The sequence below is a fragment of the Roseovarius arcticus genome, assembly GCF_006125015.1.
Taxonomy (GTDB): Bacteria; Pseudomonadota; Alphaproteobacteria; order Rhodobacterales; family Rhodobacteraceae; genus Roseovarius; species Roseovarius arcticus.
The window spans coordinates 1,920,903-1,940,777 of sequence record NZ_SZZN01000001.1 but is presented as its reverse complement, the minus strand read 5'-3'; the positions used below and the strand labels follow the sequence as shown (position 1 = coordinate 1,940,777).

The window sequence follows — 19,875 nt, the reverse complement described above, 5'->3', positions numbered from 1 at the left end:
GCCACAAGGAGACCGCCCTTGGATTTCGACCTGATGCTGCGCGTTTACCCGTTCTTCATCGAGGCGGCATACGTCACGGTGCAACTATCGGTGCTGACCTGCATTCTGGGCCTTGCGTGCGGCACGCTGGGTGCGATGGCACGTCTGTCGCGGCTGGCGCCGGTGCGCTGGGTGGCGGCGACCTATGTCAGCCTGTTTCGCGGCACGCCCGCGCTGATCCAAATCTTTATCCTCTATTTTGGCGGTCCTCAGATCGGCATCAATCTGGACAGCTTTACGGCCGGCACTATTGCGCTGGGGGTCAATATCGGCGCCTACATGACCGAAACGATCCGCGGCGCCATTATATCTGTCGACAAAGGCCAGACCGAGGCATCGCGCACATTGGGGATGAGCCGCGCTCAGACCATGCGCAAGGTGATCCTGCCGCAGGCCGCGCGCATGATGATCCGCCCCCTTGGCGTGAACATTAACGCGCTGATCAAGGGCACGGCGCTGGTCGCGCCCATTTCGGTGATTGAGCTGACATATACCGCGCAGCGCTTCATCGGATCGACGTACAAGCCGTTCGAGATGTTCCTGCTGGCGGGCATCCTTTACATGATCATCATCTACGCGGTTGGGATGGGCATCAAGTGGCTCGACCGCCGGGCGCAGATCGTATGAGCGCGCGCATCCACCAGATAGGAGGCCGTCATGGGTCTTGATTTCACCGTCGTCCCCGACTATTTCGGCGTGCTTTTGCTGGGCATGGGCTGGACCGTTGCCATCACAATCGGCGCGGGTCTGCTTAGCTTCTTTGGCGGCATCGTGTTTGCGGTCATTGCGCTTTATGGCCATTGGGTGATCCGGCTGCCGTTTCGCCTTTTTGCGTGGCTCTTCATGGGCACGCCGCTGCTGCTGCAACTCTTTCTCATCTATTTCGGCCTGATCGAGATTGGCATCGACCTGCCGGCGTTTATCGCTGGCGTCATCGGCCTTGGCCTGCACTTTGCGGTCTATAATTCCGAGCTGATACAGGCGTCGATCCTGTCGGTCGACAAGGGCCAGTACGAGGGTGCGCGCACGCTGGGCCTGTCGCGGGGCCAGACGCTGCGCCGCATCGTGATCCCGCAGGCGGTGCGCGCTGTGATCCCGCCCATGGGCAACAACATGATCGCGCTCCTTAAGGATAGCGCGCTGGTGTCGGTCATTGGCGTGGCCGAGCTGACGCTGGCCGCACAGCAGGCGATCAGCCGCACCTATCGCCCATTCGAATTCTATATCGCCGCCGCCGCCTGCTATTACGTCATCAACCTGTGCCTCGAGGCTGGATTGCGCCGCCTTGAGCGCCGCATCGCGGCCTCGCGCTAAGGAGTACACGCCATGTCCGACACCCCCTTCGTCGATATCCGCCACGCCGCCAAAAGCTTTGGCTCGCTGGAGGTTCTCAAAGACATCAACCTGACCGTCGAGCGCGGCCAGATCGTGGCTATCATCGGCCCCTCTGGATCGGGCAAATCCACGCTGCTGCGCGCGATAAATGAGCTAGACCCACTAACGTCCGGCGAGGTCTGGCTGGAGGGCGTGCAGATCAACAAGAAACTGCCGCATCGCAAGTATGAAAAGCATGTCAATCAGGTGCGACAGGACATCGGCATGGTGTTCCAGCACTTTAACCTCTTTCCGCATCTGAACGTGCGCGACAACATCACGCTGGCGCCCAAGATGCTAAAGGGCATGTCGACCGCCGAGGCAAATAAACTCGCCGAGGAACAACTGGCGCATGTTGGCCTGTCGGAAAAGATCGATGTTTTCCCATCGCGCCTGTCGGGCGGCCAGAAACAGCGCGTCGCGATCGCCCGCGCACTGGCAATGAAGCCCAAGGTTATGCTGTTTGACGAGGCCACATCTGCGCTGGACCCCGAGCTGGTTGAGGAGGTCAACCTCGTGATGAAAAAGCTCGCCGAGGAGCATATGACCATGATCATCGTCACGCATGAGATGGATTTCGCGGCCAGCGTTTGCGACCGCGTGCTCTTTATGGATCAGGGCGTGGTGGTCGAAGAAGGGCCGCCCGACGTGATATTCAAAAACCCCAAGGAAGAGCGCACCAAGAACTTCTTGCGCAAGCATCTTAGCCGCTAAAGGCCTGCCAAATGTCGAACCTCTTTTATCAGACAAAATCGCCTAGGCCGGTGCTGGACCGGGCGGACGGCATCTACATGTACGACGTACATGGCAAACGCTACATCGACGGATCGAGCGGTGCGATGGTGTCCAATATCGGCCACTCGAACCCCGCCGTGCTGGACGCGATGCGCGCGCAGATGGAGAAGTCGACCTTCGGCTATCGCCTGCATTTCCAGACCGAGGCGTCAGAGGAGTTGGCAGAGAAAATCGTCGCACTGACGCCAGAGCATCTGAACAAGGTGTTCTTTGTGTCTGGCGGGTCCGAGGCGGTGGAAAGCACGCTGAAACTGGCGCGCCAATATGTGCTGACCCAAGGGCAGGCGCAGCGGTTCAAGGTTATTTCGCGCTTTCCCAGTTATCATGGTTGCACGTTGGGCGCTCTGGCGATCACCGGAATGTCGACCATGACCGCGCCGTTCGATCCCATGATGCAGCGGATGCCCAAGATCCCGGCGCCGCGCGCCTACCTTGACGGGCTGGACCCGGACGATACCGCGACAGGCCTGCACTACGCAAACATGCTGGAACAAAAGATCCTCGACGAGGGGCCGGAAACCGTCATGGCCTTTATCGTGGAGCCTGTCGGCGGCGCGTCTACTGGCGCGCTGGTGCCGCCTGCGGGCTACATGCAGCGCGTCCGCGAGATTTGTACCGAATACGGCGTTTTGCTGATCCATGACGAGGTGATGACAGGCGGCGGGCGCACCGGCGCGTTTTTCGGCGCCGAGCATTGGGACACCGCGCCCGACTTGATTTGCCTCAGCAAGGGATTTGGGGCGGGTTATGCCCCCCTTGGCGCGATGATTGCGCGCGATGACATGGTCGATGCTGTGATGGACGGCGGCGGCTTTATCCATGGGTTTACCTATGCGGGCAATCCATTGGCCTGCGCCGCAGGTAGTGCAGTTCTGGACGAGATTTCGCGCCAGGATATGGTCGCCAATGCGGCCCGCATGGGCGACGCGCTGGCAACGCGCCTGAACGGGCTGATGCAGCGCTATCCGCTGATCGGCGACGTGCGCGGCAAGGGTCTGTTGACGGCGTTTGAGTTGATGGCGGATCGCGGCACAAAGCAGCCGCTGCCGACAGCGCTGAACGCCCATTCCCGCCTTGTCGATATCGCTTATGAAAATGGTCTGATCATTTACTCGCGCCGCACCCGCGGCGGCACGTCAGGCGATCACTTCCTCGTTTGCCCGCCCATGATCGTAACCGAGGCGCAGCTGGACGAGATGACAGACTTGCTGGATCGCTCTCTGGCTCAGTTTATGACGGAAATACCTAAAATGGCGGCCGAATAGATGTCGAAAATCATCATCACCTGCGCCATCACCGGCTCCATCCACACGCCGTCGATGTCGCCCTACCTGCCGATCACGGCGGACGACATTACCGAACATTCCATTGCCGCCGCCGAGGCGGGGGCTGCGATCCTGCACCTGCACGCGCGCGATCCCAAGGACGGCAGGCCGTCGGCGGCCCCTGAGCATTTCAATGCCTTCCTGCCGCGCATCAAGCAAAACTGCGACGCGGTGCTAAACCTTACGACCGGCGGCAGCGCCACCATGACGCTGGAACAGCGTCTGGCCGCGCCTCTGCAAGCCGAGCCTGAGATGTGCTCGCTCAATATGGGCAGTATGAACTTCGCGCTCTACCCGGCAGCAGAGAAGATCACTGAATGGAAATACGATTGGGAACAACCGTTTCTCGAAAACTCTGACGATCTGATCTTTAAAAATACGCCGCGTGATATGGCGCATGTCATGACCGAAATGGGCACAAAGCGCGGCGCGCGGTTCGAGTTTGAGTGCTATGAGGTCGGCCATCTTTACATGCTCAAGCATTTCGTGGACCGGGGGCTGGTCAACGCGCCGCTATTTATCCAGTTCGTCTTTGGTGTGCTGGGCGGTATCGGGCCTGACCCCGAAAACCTGACACATATGAAGTCGATCGCCGACAAGCTGTTTGGCGATACCTACACGTTTTCGGTGCTGGCAGCGGGCCGCCACCAGATGCCGCTGATCACAATGTCTGCAATTCTGGGCGGTCATGTGCGCGTCGGGCTAGAGGATTCGTTGATGATCTCGCGCGGGACGCTGGCCAAGACAAACGCGGAGCAGGTGACCAAAATCCGCCGCATCGTTGAAGATCTGGGGCGCACGGTCGCCACCCCCTCCGAGGCGCGGGCGATGCTGCACCTCAAGGGGGGCGACGCGACTGCGATTTGACGGGGCAGCTATTTGCCCCGCCAGTCCTAGATGCGCGACAGCTGGAATGTGGCTCCCGAAGCACCTGATCCAATTCAAAGATTATTGACAATTCTGGCGCTTAGTGCGGAACCTGCGATACGGCAGGGCGGTTTACCCAAGCCGAGAATCGCATTCCCTGAAATCGCCGGAGCGCCCGCCAGATGCTTACATGGATTGCTGAGTATGACGCGGCCATCTCACTTTTTCTAGTGCTTCTGTTGTTTTGCGCCTTTGCCGCAGAATGGTACCCGCCCGAAGTGACCGCGGCCACCGGGGCCGCTGTATTCATCATCCTCGGCCTGGCGCCGACGGGCGATGTGATGGCCGTGTTCTCCAACTCGGCGCCCATCACCATTGCGGCGATGTTCGTACTGTCGGGCGCGCTGGTCCGGACTGGCGTGCTGGATGCGCTTGCCGACACTGTCATCGCGCGGGCGCGCACGTCGCCGCTGGTTGGCATTGCCGGGTTCTTTGGTGTGGCGCTGCTGGGCTCGGCGTTTGTCAACAACACGCCCTTGGTGCTGGTGCTGATCCCCATCGTGATCCGGCTGGCCGGTGCGATGGATATCGCCCCGACCAAGATGCTGATCCCGCTGTCCTATGCCGCCATTCTGGGCGGTGCCTGTACGCTGATCGGAACATCGACGAACCTGCTGGTCGACGGTGTCGCGCGCGAGGCGGGGCTAAAGCCGTTCGGTATATTTGAGATTGCACCAGTGGGTCTGGTCGCGGCGGCGGCCGGCCTTGGTTATCTGTTGCTGATCGGGCGTCATCTGCTGCCGTCGCGCAGCGACGCAGGTGCGGCCAAGGCGCCGCAGCCCGATTTTCTGACCGAGGTGACCCTGCTGGAGGGCGCGGCCTTTATCGGCCAGCGGATCATCGACGTGGCCGACCTGAACCGGCCGCACGTACGCCTCACCGGTCTGCGCCGGGGCGGGCGCATCCTGCGCTCTGATTTGGACGAGATCGAGCTAAAGAAGGGCGACGCATTGATCCTGATGACGACTATGTCCGAGGTTCTAACCTTGCATGGCGAGATCGGTTTGCGTGTCGGCGCCGCGCGCGAGCTCGCAGTGCAAAGCACCGCGCCCAAGGTTCTGGCCGAGGCTATTGTCGCGCCCTCGCGCGGCCTGACCGGCGTGCCGGTGTCGCAGTTGGGACTTGGCCAGCGCTATGGCGCGCGCGTCGTCGCGGTCAATCGGCACCGCCATATCGCGGGCGCCGATCTGCCCAGCACGCGGCTGAAGCCCGCAGACCGCCTACTGGTTGAAGGTACGCCCGAGGCGATTGAGGCGCTGTCGCGGAGCGGCAATCTAGTGTCTGTCGCAGGCCCGTCGGGGCGGCCCTACAGACGCCGGCAGGCGCCCATTGCGATCCTTGCCGTGCTGGCAGTCGTGGCGCTGGCGGCATTCAATGTGCTACCCATCGGCATCCTTGCGTTGATCGCCGTCGCGGGCATCCTCGTGATGCGCTGTATCGACAATGACGAGGCGTGGTCGTCCATCGACCCGACGATCCTGATCCTCATTTTTTCCATGCTGATCATCGCGCTTGGCCTTCAGGCATCGGGCGCGATTGAGGCGGTTGTCGCTGTAATCGCGCCCTATCTGGATGGGCTACCACCGCTGCTGGCGCTGGCGGCGGTCTATGCGCTGGCGTCGGTCCTGACCGAGCTTGTCACGAACAATGCGGTCGCCGTGATCCTGACGCCCATCGCCATCGCGCTTGCTACATCGCTCGGTCTGGACCCGCGCGGCTTTGTCGTGGCGGTGATGATGGGTGCATCGGCCAGCTTTGCCACGCCCATCGGCTACCAGACCAATACGTTGGTTTACGGCGCGGGGGCGTACCGATTTTCCGACTTCCTGAAGGTCGGCGTGCCGATGAATATCATCGTCGGCATCGCGTCGATCCTTGCCATATCGGTCTTTTTCCCGCTGGCCGGTTAAGCGGTTTCGCGCGCGGTGCGGGTCAGTTTCAGCCTTTCCTTTGGCCACCAGTCGGGATGTGCATCGCGGATATGGGCCAGCATCGCCTCGCGCAGGCGCATAGAAGTTTCCCACGCGGTCGAGGGATCGGGGCTCATTGCATAGAACGACAGCTCTTGGCCGTTCTCATCGTGGGCGGTGACGGCGGCAAAGAGATGTTCGTGCTGGATCACGCCTTTGTCTTTCTTGGCCAGGTCAAAGAACACGTCCCGCAGCTTGTCCATATCGGCGGCGTGATCCAGAAACACGGTGATCGTCTTGAGAATGCGCGCGTCTGTCACGGACCAGTTCTCAAACGGTTGAGATACGAAGTACTTGACCGGCACGATGATGCGCCTCTCGTCCCATGTGCGCAGGCGCAGGAAGGTATAAAATATGCTCTCTACATAGGCCCAATCACCCTCAAAGAGGATACTGTCACCAATGCGGATAGGCTTGGCCAGCGCGATCTGAAGGGATGACATGATGTTGCCCAAAACCGCCTGACCCGCGATGCCGAGGAGCACGGTCAACACGCCCGCCGATGCCAGCAGCGACATGCCCAGCGAGCCGAAAAGATTGAGCCGCAAGAGAACTACCATGATCGCGACACCCACCATGAGCAGCACGATGATCCGCCGGACCGCATAGATCGACGTGTATAACTCGCGCTCGTCCAGACTGCGCGTATCGTCAATCTCGCCGATCACGCTGACGGTGATGCGGTCCAGTACGGCGTCTACGATCTTGAGCGCGGTCAGGCCTAGCCCCGCGACCATCACGACCAGTAAGAATGGCCGCAGGATGGTCGTAGCGGGTCCCGAAAACGATATCCCCAGCGACAGCATAAATTGCGCGGCGATCGCGACGGCGACCATGCTGAGGGGAATGCGCGAGCGTTCAAGTGCTTGGCGCATTAGCGTCTGTCGCAGCTTGCCACTGGCCCACCGGGTGCCGCTATAGACCGCCCAGCCAAGCCCCAGAAGAGCGATTAGCATGACGGGTAGCATTACCCATTCCCACATACGCAGGCCGCCTATGGGCTGTTTTAAGCTGTTCGGAATGTAGGATTCAAACCGGCGCGGACCGAACGCCTCATAGAGAAGGGGGATATTCTGCACCGTCTGGGGCGTAAACATCCAGACTGGAGCGATGCCATCCGCCTTGTAACGCGCCAGCCGGATTTCGTAGGCCTGCCCGTCCACCTCGATCAGTTTCAGGCCGATATCCCGGCGCGCGCGGCCGGCTAGCGCGTTCTGCGATGTGCCGGTTTCAATCATCGCATCGGGGCGCGCCGACAGACCCGCCCAGTCAATCCAGAGCTGCCGCTCGATAACCAATGCCAACTGCCGCGCCAGTCTCTTGCCGTCCACAGCGCGGTCTGCCTCAGGCAGATCGGCGAGGTTCAGGTATAACGCGGCATCCGCGAATTCACCCGCTTCGGCCAGTTGGACAAAGTTGCGGACCGCTTCGCGCGGGGTGCGGCGCTGCACGGCGGTGCCGGACTCGTCGGGCCGCAGAATTGACACCTCCGCCTCATACCAACTCTGGTTTTCCTCTTGCGCGGGCAGGGCCGTTCCGGTGGCCAAGATTAAAAGGAGCGTTTGCAAGATTAGGCCGGGGTTTAGGCGGGGCATGATCAAGTCCTTTTTCTGCGAGAGTGGCGTGCGCCGGGGGGGCGAGGCGATACGCCGCAAGAGCGGTTTGGGGCTACCAAATGAAAAAGGCCCATCCGATTGGATGGGCCTTGATCGCAAGATAGTGATAGAGGATCAACCTTCGAATTCAGGCTGTGCCTCCAGGCGCTCTTCTGTGCTGTCGATGTAGATGCGCAGGTCGTCGCCGTCTGTTTCCTGCAGGATCTGCAGTTCGTCAAATGTGACGGCGACAGGCTTTTCGCCCAGACCCAAGAAGCCACCGACGTTGATGACAACTTCATTGATTGTGCCATCGTCGCCAATGATCAGCGAGTCGATTTCGCCGACGTTTTCGTCATTCGCGCCATAGACTACGGCACCTTCCAGATCTTCGGACGTCATCTGGCGTACGGCCGCCATATCAGCTTCGGCATAACCTTCACGCTCGACGGTTGGACGCGGCAGCATTTCGCGCTGGACGCCATCATTGGCAGCCATTTCTGCTTCGGTCTTTTCGACTTTCATGTCGCCGTCGGCGGCAATGTCGGCGTCTGTCTTCATATCGCCATCGGCGACCATGTCATCGTTACGCTCAAATGCAGGCAATTGCTCCAGCGCCTCTTTGGAGGTTGAGACGACGAGGAAGCGATCATTGCTGTCGCCCTCTTCGCGAACGATTTGGATGTCGCTCATCGCAACAGCAACGTCACGCTCGCCCAGTCCGAGGAAGCCACCAACGCCCAAGATAACAGCGCTTACATTGCCGTCTGCGGTCACGATGATGTCATTGATCTCGCCAATGTCGTCCCACTCAGCTTCGCCGCCATCGGCGATTGTCGCGTCTGCTTCCATGCGGTTTTCGGCATTATAGATGCGCATGCCAATCAAATTGGACGCATAGAAATCACCCTGCTGCATTTCGACTTGGGCAAAGCCTGTCTCAGCGCTCTGTGCGTGGACGCCGCCGGTCATTGCGATGACAAGTGCGGTTGTGCTCAAAAGACGTTTCATATTACATTCTCCAGCTGTTTCAATCGTTTGTTGTGGCAGCATAACGGCCAACATCTTTTTTGGTTCCGGAAGTGGATCATTTTCTTGCAGCTTTTTTTTTATGAAAATGGCGGAACTATTTGGGAGGTTTTGTGTTGCGCCACCCATGGCTCCCGGGTTGAGATTTTGGCACGCACCCGGAGCCGATCTGCTGCAGATGCATCTACGCAAATAGGAAGTAGAGCGTCCGCGAGTTATTCTCGACAATCTAATAATTTACGGCCGCTTGACTTAATTTTTCGTCGGCTAGCTTTCCTGCCATTGCTGCTGACAACTTGTCGCCGATGACTTCGACGCTACGATACCAATCTGCGATCGCGTTTGATCGCATACCGTTCAGGAGTATTTTTTAGTGTCCGTGTACCTTCACGCGATTTCGACAGCCCTTCCGCCATACATTCTGAGCCAAGATGCGGTTCAGGCCAAAGCTCACGAGCTTCTCGGGCCGAAGTATCCGCAGTTCCAGCGTTTGCTGACGACGTTCGCAAGCGCAGGCATTGACCAGCGCCATTCGGTCGTGCCGATTGAATGGTTCGAAGGTGATCACGGCTGGCGCTCGCGCAATGATGCGTATCTGGCAGGCGCGACTGCACTGTTCATTGATGCGGCCGGTAAGGCGCTGGCGCAGGCGGCATGGAATGCGGACGAGGTGGATTGCATCGTTACGGTATCGTCCACGGGCATCGCCACACCGACGCTAGAGGCGCTCGCGATGAAGGATATGGGATTTCGCAGCGATGCGCGCCGCGTGCCGGTCTTTGGCCTTGGCTGCGCGGGGGGCGTGTCGGGCCTGTCATTGGCGCAGGCGCTGTCGGCGGCGCGCCCCGAAGATAAAGTGCTGCTGGTCGTGGTTGAGACCTGCACTCTGTGGTTTCGCGCCGATCGCCTGCAAAAGGCTGATATTATCGCCACCGTCCTTTTTGGCGATGGTGCGGCGGCGGCCTGCCTCAGCGGCGTCGCGCCGGAGGGCCGCCAGATCACGCTGGCGGGCGGCACGCAGATAACTTGGCCGGACACGCTGGATATCATGGGATGGGATGTCGACGATGTCGGCCTTGGCGTGGTCTTCGACCGGTCGATCCCTGCCTTCATACTCGATAACATGGCGGACGCGATTGATGGTGCGCTCGCGCGGTCGGGTCTGACACGCGAGGATATCGCGCGTTTCGTTTGCCACCCCGGCGGTGCCAAGGTCGTCTTGGCCATTGAGGAGGCGATGGAACTGGAAGGCGGCACATTGGACGCTGAACGCGAGGTGTTGCGCGCGGCCGGCAACATGTCGGCGCCCACCGTCCTTTTCGTGATGGAGCGGGTGTTGCGGTCAGGCGCCAGCGGCCAGATGATGGCGACGGCGCTTGGCCCCGGATTTTCGGCGGCGTTCCTGCCGTTTCATGTGGCGGCGGCGGCATGATGACGGGGGCGGCGCTCTTCCTTGCGTTTCTGGTCGTGCAGCGCCTGTCCGAGTTGGTCATCGCACGGCGCAACACCGCGCGCCTGATGGCGGGCGGCGCACGCGAAATTGCGCCGGGGCATTATCCGGTGATCGTCGCCATGCACACGGGCTGGATCCTGAGCCTCGTCTTTTTTGGCTATGACCAGCCGGTGCATCTGTTCTGGCTGGCGCTGTTCGTCCTGCTTCAGGGGCTGCGCATCTGGATACTGGCGACGCTGGGCGGGCGCTGGACGACGCGCATTATAATCACCGACACGCCTCTTGTGGTGGGCGGGCCGTATCGCTGGCTGCGCCATCCTAACTATGTGCTGGTCGTGGCCGAGATCGCCATTGCACCGCTCGTTCTGGGCCTTTGGTGGGTCGCGCTGATATTTAGCGTGCTAAACGCTGCCGTCCTTGCCATCCGCATCCGCGCTGAGGAGCGCGCCCTTCGACCTGCTGGTGCGGGCGCCCGCAGGTGACGCCGATTTGGGACGCAGCGGTGGCGCTGCTGCTCCGGCCATGGGCCTGCGCCGCGATCTTGGCGGCCGTCATGATCGCCTCTGTTGCACCGATACAGAATTTGCGGTTCGACAGCGACATGAACCGGGTGTTTATGTCCGACAGCGCGCTGAGCAAGGCACAGCGCGCATTTGAGGCGCAAACCGGCACGACAATTAGTGATGTCGCTATCCTTGTCGAGTCAGATAGCCTGCTGGGGCAATCTGGCCTCACAGCGGCGCGCAATGCAGCGCTGGATCTGGAATTTGTGCCCGGCGTTGCCGCAGTATCGTCGCCCTTCGCGCTGAGGTTTCCGCCAAATCACCCCGATTATCCCGACGCTCCCGTCATTCCCGCTGATCTGGATGGCGTCGATATTGCGGCGCGAATGGCCGCGTTTGATGAACTCGGCAGTGGTTTGGGGACGCTACTGACGCAGCGCTCGCTGCTGATCATCGCCGCTGTTGATACTAGTCAGCGCCCGCTAGCCCAGACGCTGCCGGATATTTTGCAAATGGGGGCGGCGCTGGACGCCCAAGGTCTGCACACGGTCCTCACCGGCGAGGAAGTGATCAACATCGTCATCGCAGAGGCGCTGGCCGACGATCTGCTGCGGCTGAACCTTATCGGTGCGGCGCTGACCGTGCTCGCCGCGCTCGTGCTGATCCGTGATGTCCGGCTAACGATCATCGCGGTGGTGCCGGGCATACTGGGCGCAGTGGCGACACTGGGGCTGGCCGCGTGGCTGGGCTATCCGGTCACGGTGCTGAACAATGTGATCCCGGTGCTGATGCTGGTGCTGGGCGTGGCGAACGGGCTGCATCTAACCGTGCATCTGGCCGGGGCGGATGGTGATTTGCGCAGCCGTATCGCATCTACGCTGCGCACCGTCGGCCCTGCCAGCGTGCTGACTGCGGCAACCACCGCGCTGGCATTTGGCGCGATCATGACAGCGCCCAACGCGCCATTGATCGAGTTTGCCATTCTGGGCGCACTGGGCGTCACCGCGACGCTTGTGATCCTGTTGCTGGGCTTTGCTGTGCTGGCACATGCGCTGGCCCCGCCGCACCGCGCGATTGGCATCCGCTGGGGCCGGATCGCTGCCGCTGCCGGGGGCGCGGCATTGCGCGCGCCGCGCGCCGTTGTGGCGGTAGGGATTGCCGCGCTGATCCTCGCTGCTGGCGGCTTTGCCACGACGAAAGCGTGGTTTCCTCTATATGAAAACCTGCCTGCGGGCAGTGATCTGAGCGCGGCCAATGACCGTATTGCCGCAGATTTCGGCGGTGTGTTCCAGGCGTGGGTTGAAATGCCGGACGGCACGGATTGGGCCGCGCTCAGCAGCGCTGTTCGCGCGGTCCAGACGGCGTCCGACAATGCCCAAGTGCTGTCAGAGGTCGCCATTGCCAGTTGGTTGGGCGCACCTGACGCCGCGCCGACGCGCGATAGGTTGGCACAGCTACCCGCGTCCATCACTCAGCGCCTGCGCGATCCCGGCACTGGCACGCTCCGCTTTGCCGTCGCCATGCCCGAGCCGATGCGCAGCGCGGGCGCACTTGCTGCGTTCGACCGAACAGAGCAGGCAGCCTTGGATGCCGGCGCCGCGCGGGTCATCGGGCTGCCTGCGATAATGCGGCACGAATCCGTAACGCTTATCCGCCAGTTGTCACTTGGGCTGTTGCTGGCCGCCGCACTGGGCGCGGGCCTGGTTGCAGCCGTGTTTCGGTCGTTACGATTGTTTCCAACGGTTTTAGTGGTCAACCTTCTCCCGGTGCTGTGCGTTGGCGCGTCATTGCATGTGCTGGCGCAAGGACATCTGACCCCGCCCGCAGTTCTGGCGCTGACAATCGCATTCGGCGTCGCGGTCGATGACACCGTTCACTATCTCAGCCGTTTTCGTCACGCGCGTGCAGCTGGCCATGCGCGCGATGCGGCGGCCCGCGCGGCGCTCAATTCTGCGGGCGGGGTGATGGTGCTGACCACGCTTCTTTTGACGGCTGGACTGGCGGTGACGGCGTTCAGCATCTTCTTGCCCGTGCAACTGTTCGGGATCATGCTGATCCTCAGCCTCGGGATCGCGCTACTGGCTGATCTCGTTCTACTACCTGCCATGCTTTGCCTCGGAGTGCCGCGTGATGAATCCTAGCCTGACCGCCCTTCTGGCCGCAGTCGCGGCTGCCGCAACATTGCCTGCGCTCGCAGATCCGCTGCCGGATATGGCGGGGGCATGGACCGGATCAGGGTGGGCGCGCCAGACGCCGGGCGGCGCCAAAGAGGCTGTGCGCTGCCGTCTGAACAATACCTACAACGCTGTCGCCCGCCGTCTGGAAGTTGACGGGCAATGCGCCGTGCCGGGCAAGCGGCTGACAATCGGCGGCGCGTTGATCGAGGGGGACGCCGGACGCGTGCGCGGCTTTTGGAGCAATCCAGATGGCCCGGGCCGCACGCAAATTTCTGGCCAGACCCAAGGCGACGCCGTCTACTTCACCTTCCGCGCAAAAGAGCCGGGAACGGGCAGGGACCTATCGCAGATCGTGACATGGCATGCAGCGGGCGGCGCGTTATCATTTCATGCGGTCACCCGCGATGACCGCGCCGACATGTCGAAAATCGAATTTACTCGCTGAAGCGCGCCAGAGGCGGCTCACTGATCTGAAATCACCGTACGGAAGACGGCGATTTTGTGCTAAGGTCGGGCGGCTTATCCGGACGCAATCAAGCGGATGGGCGACGGGTTCTAAGGCTGGCCTACTCAAATTTTGCGGAACCCTGTCCCGACCGGCGCGTAAGGTATTGGCGCTGCGCAACTATAAGGGAGGTGAAAATGTCTGATTCCGAACGATTCCCCGCATCTATCTATGGCCCCGCTGAACGGCGCATGGCCGAAAGCATGGTCGATATTGAAAACCGGATGCTGGATGCTGTGGAAGATGAACAATGCGACTGTAAGGATGGCATGTTCAACGGCGTCACACGGCGCGGCCTATTGATGGGCGGTGTTGCCTTGGGTGGTAGCGCGCTTGCTGGCAGCCGCGCGATGGCCGATGCGCCACCGGGTGCGATTGAGTATGATGTTCAGCCCGACTCAACCAAGGAGCAGGGCCGCTTGATACTCGACGATGGCGGCTATGGCTCTCGTTCGCAATTCGAGAACGAGGTGCGCTGGCGCTATCCAACTGCCAGCCTCGATTCCAGTTGGTCGATGACGCCGCTCGCCTCGGGGCAGGGGATGATGACGCCCTCAGGCCTGCACTTTGAGAGGCACCATGGCGGCATCCCGGCGATTGACCCCGCGACGCATGAATTGATCCTGCATGGCATGGTTGACCAGCCTATGCGCTTCACCATGGACGACCTGAAACGATTGCCTGCGGTTAGCAAAATCCACTTTATCGAGTGCTCTGGCAACGGCCTGACGGAATGGGCCAAGCCAACGCTCAAGACTGTGCAGGGCACGCATGGCCTGACCTCGACGTCAGAATGGACCGGTGTGCGCCTGTCGACCCTGCTGGAAATGGCGGGGGTGCAGGACAGCGCCGCTTGGATCCTTGCCGAAGGGGCGGATGCGGCGGTGATGACCCGCTCGGTTCCATTGGACAAGGCGATGGACGACGCAATTGTGGCCTATGCCCAGAACGGCGAGGCGCTGCGCCCCGAGCAGGGCTATCCCTTGCGCCTGCTGTTGCCCGGTTATGAGGGGAACACTCACATTAAGTGGCTTCGCCGCCTTGATGTCAGTGATAAGCCGTTTATGACGCGGGAGGAGACGTCGAAATATACCGATCTCATGCCGGACGGTACGGCGCGGCAATTCACGCTGGAGATGGAGGCAAAATCGGTAATCACCTTCCCCTCGGGCGCAATGAAACTGCCGCGCGCTGGCTTTTACGAGGTGACCGGCATCGCATGGTCAGGGCGTGGAAAGATCGCGAAAGTCGAGGTGTCCGCCGACGGCGGCGCAACATGGCAAGAGGCCGCGCTGGACGGGCCGGTTCTGGACAAGTGCCACACACGCTTTCGCCTGCCATGGACCTGGACCGGCGAGGAGGCTGTGCTGCAAAGCCGCGCGGTGGACGAGACCGGATACATCCAGCCGACGCTGGAGCAACTGGTGGAGGTGCGCGGGCTAAAGTCGGTCTACCATCTGAATGCAATCCAAAGCTGGCACATCGCGCCGGACGGGGAGGTGACCAATGTTCATGCGTAACCTGACACTCATCTGCGCTATCGGCGCTCTGGCGAGCCCGGCATTGGCGCAGGATGCTGCCCGCACCGCCGCCGCGCTGCCAGAAACGCTGGAGGAGACGGGCGAGCGTGCGCCCGCAACCGTGCCACAATCCAGCAGCGAAACCGTGGGCGATATTGTGCCCGCCGACAACGCCTACGGCGTCGGACAGCCCGCCACCGAGGAAGAGATCGCAGCAATCGACATCGACGTGATGCCGGATGGCCGCGGATTGCCCGAAGGAAGTGGCACCTACGCCGAGGGGGAGGAGCTCTACGAGACGATCTGCGCCGCGTGCCACGGATCGGACATGATGGGGATATCGGACTTGGGCGCACCGCAGCTAATCGGCGGTCGCGGCACGCTCGCCACCGACAAGCCCGTCAAGACGGTCGAGAGCTACTGGCCATATGCCAGCACCTTCTTTGACTACACCCACCGCGCGATGCCTATGACGGCACCCGGCTCGCTGACCACTGATGAGGTCTATGCGATCAGCGCATATGTGCTGGGGAAGGCTGGCATTACCGGCACCGAGCCGGATACGATGCTTGATGCCGCGTCTATGGCTGAGGTCGAGATGCCCAACGCGGACGGCTTTGTGGCGGACCCCCGTCCCGACGTGGCCGAGTAGATAGATCCGATCCTGCGGGGGGGGCGCCCCCGCAGGATGGCGCCCAAACCATCCAACTGTTGCTTGGCTGATAGTATCGGCGAAACCGGGTTGGCCAACCCGCGAACGTCCGCGCGCGATATTTAAACGAAGAGTGGGTCTGGTCACGACCGCTTGGAATGCCGCTATTTTCAAGCGCACACCGCCGACAAGTATCGCGTCGATGAATTGCACGTAAAGGCGGCGCCGCGGGCAAGTGATCCGGATGAGGCTGCGCAATTTTCTGAGTGTACCCATGCAAGAACTATCGTAACAAATTACAACCTTTGGATATTTAGCTAGGATAAAGTTGCATGACACAAGATGGCAAAATCGCGATCGTAACCGGTGGCCTTTCGGGCATGGGGCGCGCGATCGCACGCAGGCTGACCCAAGACGGCGTGAGTGTCGTGATCGGCGCGCGGCGTGCCAACGATGAGGCATATGTGCGCGATATTCTGGATACCCACGGGATTGACGCGCAAGCCGCGGCATTGGATGTGCGGAGCAGTGACAGCGTGAATGGCTTTGTGGCAAAAGTCGCCGAGCAGTATGGCAAGGTCGATATTTTGGTCAATGCTGCGGGCGTTTATGAGGAGTCGCCGGTGATAGATCATCCAGACAAAATCTGGGATGACCAAATCGACACCAATCTCAGCGGAACCTTTCGCATGATCCGCGCCGTTATGCCCCACATGAAAGCGGCGCGTTGGGGCCGGATCGTGAATATCGCATCAGTGGCGGCACATAATGGGATGGCGAACAACGCAGCGTACTGTGCGTCAAAGGCCGGGCTTCTTGGGCTGGGGCGTTGCGTCAGCCTTGAGGGCGCGGCGCATGGCGTCACCTGCGCCTCTATCAGCCCGACTTGGGTCGAGACCGAGATGCTGAAGCAGTTTATTGATGCCGACATCGCAGCCACCGGCAAATCCCTGGAAGAGGTGCGCGCAGACTATGCAGCGTCAAACCCACAGCACCAACTAGTCCAGCCCGAAGAGATCGCCGAGCTGGCCGCGTTTCTGGTGAGTGATGCCGCCCGCGCCATCACGATGGAGGACTTTCAGATCAATGCAGGCTCGCTCTGGTAGGCCCTTCTGCGGCGTGAGAGCAGCGCCGTGGCGTCGCTGATTGTTTCATAGGGCTGGTCGCTGACCTGTGCCCATGCGGCGCGTGCCTTGGCATTGTCAAATCGCGCGTCCGCTATGAGGGTGCTGGGGAAATCAGCGATTACCCCCGCGATACCTGAGGGCAGGGTGGCGGCGTCCAGCCACTGCGCCGCTGGCAATGCGGATCTGCCGTCTGGAATGATGCGGGCATCACCCATCAGATTATAAATCGGTGCACCTGCATTTGTGACCGGGCCCAGTAGAAAGGCAGCGGCAGCCGCCACGTCCGTCATCGGAAACTCTAGGCCTTGCGGCATGTGCCCTAGCCGAAATGACGCCTCTAGGATGATTTCATAGATGTCGCGGGCGTTAGGTGCGTTCAGGTCATAAAGCGAAGGCAATCTGACGATGGCGGCCGGGATGCCCGACGCGCGAATTGCCGCCTCTGCCGCGATTTTGGCCGCGCCATAGCCGGTGCATCCCTCCCACGGTTGCGCTGGCGCCTCGGGCCACGGGCCGCCTTGATCGGGGAACACTGCGCTGGACGACGTGAACCTCAAATCGGCGCCGGCGGCGTTACAAAATGCCAGCACCGTCTCGATACCTCGTGCTGACCAATTCAGCATCTCGTCCCGCCCGATGGCAAGGTTGACCATAGCTGCACAATGCACAACCGTCGTAACCGAAGTGGCCAGCGTGCTATGTGCCTCGTCGCCCAAGCCAAAGCGCGCCTCGTCAAGAGTGCCGCGAACCATGACAAAGCGGTCCTGACTGATACCGTGCAAACCTGCAACTTCGTCCAGTCGGTCGCGCGCACCGCGCTGTTTGTCCCGCACAAGGCAATAGACGACATGGCCGGGTGGCAGATCACGTGCGGCGCGTGCCAGCACATGAGCGCCCAAAAACCCTGTCGCGCCGGTTAGCAATATACCGGGCTTATCAAAGCAATCGTTAGGCGCAGGTCCGTCTGCTTCGCATGTCAGCAATTGGTCCAGTCGGTGCAGCGGTACGTTCATCGCCAACTCGAAATCGATTGGCCGATCGTAGGCTTTCTCTAGTTCCAGCATCAGGGTGACGCACATCAGTGAATCGCCGCCCTGATCATGAAAGCTAAGCGCGGGGTCGATTAGTTCAGGCGCACACCCCATTGCCAAAGCGGCAGCGGCGATCACGGCATCGTCGATTGCGGCATGGGGCTGTGCATCGTCCGCGACGGGCGGCAAGGCGCGAATATCTGCCTTGCCCGACACCGGATGCAACGGAATCGCATCAAGCTGGACTAGGAATGACGGCACGCAATAGGCGGGCAGAACATCGCGGAGCTCTGCGGCAAGGGCCGCTGGCATTCTGTTTGTCCCTGATTGCAGACCCCATTTTTCGGCATTGGCGCAGGCCTGCGCCGCGTCGGCCGCAAAGTAAAAGATCAGAGCCTGCCCGCGCGCCCCCACTTCGGCGACCCAAGGCTCGGCTCGGGCAAATGCGAGTGGGGTACGCATGGTTTCGACCAATTCGCGTGTTTGGATCGAATAGCCACGTAGCTTCAGCATATGGGCGATGCGGCCCTCAATATGGAGCGCACCGTCATCGTCGAGCCATGCCAGATCGCCCGTATCGTAGAGGCGCACGTCGCGTCCTTCGATCGTGAGTTCGCGAAACCGCAGGCGCGTTTCCTCTGGGCGATTTACATATCCACGGCCCAGCATCCGAGGTCCCTCAAAATGCAGCTGGCCTGCGGTTCCTGTGGGGCAGGGCATGTCAGCTTCATCCAGGATGACGGCCCGCAAATGCTCCATCGGGACGCCAACCGAGACAGGCGCACCGCCCGATGGGGTGTTCAGCCGCGACATGCAGACATCGTGGGTTTCGCAGATACTATAGAGGTTCCACAGCTCGGTGCCGGGTAGCTTATCCAGCGATGCGGCGATCAGATCATCGCTCACCACTTCGCCGTTCAGAACGATGCGGCGCAGAGGTAACGCAGCGGCCTGATCACGCGTCAGCGTTGTCAGGAACGCATCATAAAACGACGGCGTAAACAGCATCTCCTCAATTTCGTGCTCGATCAAAAAACCTGCTAGATTACGCGGCGCCATCAATGTCTTGGCGTCTGGGAACCACAACCCGGACCCTTTGCGCAGCGGGCGAAACATTTCCCAGATGGCGAAAATATAGATGCCGACGCGCATATCAGGGTGATATGGGGTGAACGCGTCGCGCCATTCATAAGACAAAAACGCGGCGTCATGCGCGACAGGAATGCATTTGGGCCGGCCTGTCGTGCCGGATGTTGCCACCAGATAGATAGGGGCGTCAGGCGAAACAGATGCAGCGCGTAGCGGGGTGAGTGGCGTCCGGTCCGGCAGATCAAGCAGCGCCGCAGCATTGAGCGTGTCGCAATCTCCGGGCAGATGCCCCGGCGCAGCAGGCTGGCACACGACAACCAATGTCACGCGCAACTCAGAGATAATGTTGTGCAGCACCATCTGCGGCATTGCAGGGTCCAGATGAACAAAGGGACGCCCATGGATCACACAAGCCACAGCGCCCGCAGCCATAGCGACACCGGGTGATCCGAAAATTCCAACGACTTGCGAAGTGTCGACGTGCCGGCCAAAATCAGCGACGAACTGGCCAAGTCGGCTGTAGGTGATCGCGCGGTCCTGATCGGCCATGGCGGTGCGCTGGGGATGGTCCGCAATCGCGCGAACCAGATCAGCGGGAACTGTCTGAGGTGAGGGTATGGCGAAGGATCCTTTGTTGTAGCGTGCATGATCACAGAACGACGTTTCGACACGTAAAGGCGTCATTCGCGAAGTGCAATAAGGTCAGTCGTCAAATGATTGTAAGTAATAGGGAAACGCCGGCGAAATCTCGCCAATTGCACCTT

Annotated in this window: 16 protein-coding genes; 13 read left to right on the top strand and 3 right to left on the bottom strand. The window is 60.8% G+C overall.

Translation table 11 applies throughout. From position 1 onward, the window contains the following. The first annotated feature begins 18 nt into the window (after positions 1-18). The 6 genes from MK6180000_RS09145 (at position 19) to MK6180000_RS09120 (ending at position 6,370) form a co-directional block, all read left to right on the top strand. Positions 19-666, top strand: a complete 648-nt coding sequence (locus MK6180000_RS09145) for an amino acid ABC transporter permease (RefSeq protein WP_138934443.1) — start codon at positions 19-21, stop codon at positions 664-666. A gap of 30 nt (positions 667-696) precedes the next feature. Further along, positions 697-1,353: an amino acid ABC transporter permease gene (locus tag MK6180000_RS09140; protein ID WP_138934442.1), complete on the top strand. Its 657-nt coding sequence runs from the start codon at positions 697-699 to the stop codon at positions 1,351-1,353. A gap of 12 nt (positions 1,354-1,365) precedes the next feature. Beyond that, complete coding sequence (locus MK6180000_RS09135) at positions 1,366-2,127, top strand: amino acid ABC transporter ATP-binding protein (RefSeq protein WP_138934441.1); 762 nt, start codon at positions 1,366-1,368, stop codon at positions 2,125-2,127. Positions 2,128-2,138: 11 nt separating this feature from the next. Next, positions 2,139-3,473 carry an aminotransferase family protein gene (locus tag MK6180000_RS09130; protein ID WP_138934440.1) on the top strand — a complete coding sequence of 445 codons (1,335 nt, stop codon included), beginning with the start codon at positions 2,139-2,141 and terminating at the stop codon, positions 3,471-3,473. Further along, positions 3,474-4,400 carry a 3,5-dioxohexanoate:acetyl-CoA acetone transferase gene (kce, locus tag MK6180000_RS09125; protein ID WP_138934439.1) on the top strand — a complete coding sequence of 309 codons (927 nt, stop codon included), beginning with the start codon at positions 3,474-3,476 and terminating at the stop codon, positions 4,398-4,400. Positions 4,401-4,582: 182 nt separating this feature from the next. Further along, entirely contained in the window at positions 4,583-6,370 is a 1,788-nt protein-coding gene (locus MK6180000_RS09120) for an SLC13 family permease (RefSeq protein WP_138934438.1), read from the top strand. Here MK6180000_RS09120 and MK6180000_RS09115 read toward each other — a convergent pair. Further along, positions 6,367-8,025 carry a mechanosensitive ion channel family protein gene (locus MK6180000_RS09115; protein WP_138934437.1) on the bottom strand — a complete coding sequence of 553 codons (1,659 nt, stop codon included), beginning with the start codon at positions 8,023-8,025 and terminating at the stop codon, positions 6,367-6,369. The two genes, MK6180000_RS09120 and MK6180000_RS09115, sit on opposite strands and share 4 nt — an antisense overlap. Before the next feature lie 135 nt (positions 8,026-8,160). Further along, the gene (locus MK6180000_RS09110; protein ID WP_138934436.1) at positions 8,161-9,036 is read right to left on the bottom strand and encodes a PRC-barrel domain-containing protein; all 876 of its coding nucleotides are present in this window, start codon (positions 9,034-9,036) and stop codon (positions 8,161-8,163) included. A 391-nt stretch (positions 9,037-9,427) separates the two neighbouring features. Between MK6180000_RS09110 and MK6180000_RS09105 the strand changes: the two genes are divergently transcribed. The 7 genes from MK6180000_RS09105 to MK6180000_RS09075 all read left to right on the top strand — a co-directional run bounded on the left by MK6180000_RS09105 (position 9,428) and on the right by MK6180000_RS09075 (position 16,970). Next, positions 9,428-10,486, top strand: coding sequence for a type III polyketide synthase (locus MK6180000_RS09105; protein WP_138934435.1), 1,059 nt, complete (start codon positions 9,428-9,430; stop codon positions 10,484-10,486). Further along, a complete protein-coding gene (locus MK6180000_RS09100) occupies positions 10,483-10,989 on the top strand; it encodes an isoprenylcysteine carboxyl methyltransferase family protein (protein ID WP_342777712.1) in 507 nt (168 codons plus the stop codon). Before MK6180000_RS09105 ends, MK6180000_RS09100 begins: the two co-directional genes overlap by 4 nt. Continuing rightward, positions 10,986-13,151, top strand: a complete 2,166-nt coding sequence (locus tag MK6180000_RS09095; protein ID WP_246040474.1) for an efflux RND transporter permease subunit — start codon at positions 10,986-10,988, stop codon at positions 13,149-13,151. Before MK6180000_RS09100 ends, MK6180000_RS09095 begins: the two co-directional genes overlap by 4 nt. Further along, positions 13,138-13,632: a hypothetical protein gene (locus MK6180000_RS09090; protein WP_138934434.1), complete on the top strand. Its 495-nt coding sequence runs from the start codon at positions 13,138-13,140 to the stop codon at positions 13,630-13,632. The genes MK6180000_RS09095 and MK6180000_RS09090 overlap by 14 nt, the downstream gene beginning before the upstream one ends. A 197-nt stretch (positions 13,633-13,829) precedes the next feature. Next, positions 13,830-15,212 carry a sulfite dehydrogenase gene (gene soxC, locus MK6180000_RS09085; RefSeq protein ID WP_246040473.1) on the top strand — a complete coding sequence of 461 codons (1,383 nt, stop codon included), beginning with the start codon at positions 13,830-13,832 and terminating at the stop codon, positions 15,210-15,212. Continuing rightward, positions 15,199-15,864 carry a c-type cytochrome gene (locus tag MK6180000_RS09080; RefSeq protein WP_212751890.1) on the top strand — a complete coding sequence of 222 codons (666 nt, stop codon included), beginning with the start codon at positions 15,199-15,201 and terminating at the stop codon, positions 15,862-15,864. Before soxC ends, MK6180000_RS09080 begins: the two co-directional genes overlap by 14 nt. 332 nt (positions 15,865-16,196) lie before the next feature. Next, positions 16,197-16,970 carry an SDR family NAD(P)-dependent oxidoreductase gene (locus tag MK6180000_RS09075; protein ID WP_138934433.1) on the top strand — a complete coding sequence of 258 codons (774 nt, stop codon included), beginning with the start codon at positions 16,197-16,199 and terminating at the stop codon, positions 16,968-16,970. On the opposite strand, the gene MK6180000_RS09070 is transcribed toward MK6180000_RS09075, so the two are convergent. Then, positions 16,943-19,795: an AMP-binding protein gene (locus MK6180000_RS09070; RefSeq protein ID WP_138934432.1), complete on the bottom strand. Its 2,853-nt coding sequence runs from the start codon at positions 19,793-19,795 to the stop codon at positions 16,943-16,945. The two genes, MK6180000_RS09075 and MK6180000_RS09070, sit on opposite strands and share 28 nt — an antisense overlap. Positions 19,796-19,875: the final 80 nt, after the last annotated feature.

Bases quoted from the DNA above. Each gene is read 5' to 3' on its own strand.
- MK6180000_RS09140 (WP_138934442.1), top strand. From the start codon at position 697: ATGGGTCTTGATTTCACCGTCGTCCCCGACTATTTCGGCGTGCTTTTG.
- MK6180000_RS09135 (WP_138934441.1), top strand. From the start codon at position 1,366: ATGTCCGACACCCCCTTCGTCGATATCCGCCACGCCGCCAAAAGCTTT.
- MK6180000_RS09130 (WP_138934440.1), top strand. From the start codon at position 2,139: ATGTCGAACCTCTTTTATCAGACAAAATCGCCTAGGCCGGTGCTGGAC.
- kce (WP_138934439.1), top strand. From the start codon at position 3,474: ATGTCGAAAATCATCATCACCTGCGCCATCACCGGCTCCATCCACACG.
- MK6180000_RS09120 (WP_138934438.1), top strand. From the start codon at position 4,583: ATGCTTACATGGATTGCTGAGTATGACGCGGCCATCTCACTTTTTCTA.
- MK6180000_RS09115 (WP_138934437.1), bottom strand. From the start codon at position 8,025: ATGCCCCGCCTAAACCCCGGCCTAATCTTGCAAACGCTCCTTTTAATC.
- MK6180000_RS09110 (WP_138934436.1), bottom strand. From the start codon at position 9,036: ATGAAACGTCTTTTGAGCACAACCGCACTTGTCATCGCAATGACCGGC.
- MK6180000_RS09100 (WP_342777712.1), top strand. From the start codon at position 10,483: ATGATGACGGGGGCGGCGCTCTTCCTTGCGTTTCTGGTCGTGCAGCGC.
- soxC (WP_246040473.1), top strand. From the start codon at position 13,830: ATGTCTGATTCCGAACGATTCCCCGCATCTATCTATGGCCCCGCTGAA.
- MK6180000_RS09080 (WP_212751890.1), top strand. From the start codon at position 15,199: ATGTTCATGCGTAACCTGACACTCATCTGCGCTATCGGCGCTCTGGCG.
- MK6180000_RS09075 (WP_138934433.1), top strand. From the start codon at position 16,197: ATGACACAAGATGGCAAAATCGCGATCGTAACCGGTGGCCTTTCGGGC.
- MK6180000_RS09070 (WP_138934432.1), bottom strand. From the start codon at position 19,795: ATGACGCCTTTACGTGTCGAAACGTCGTTCTGTGATCATGCACGCTAC.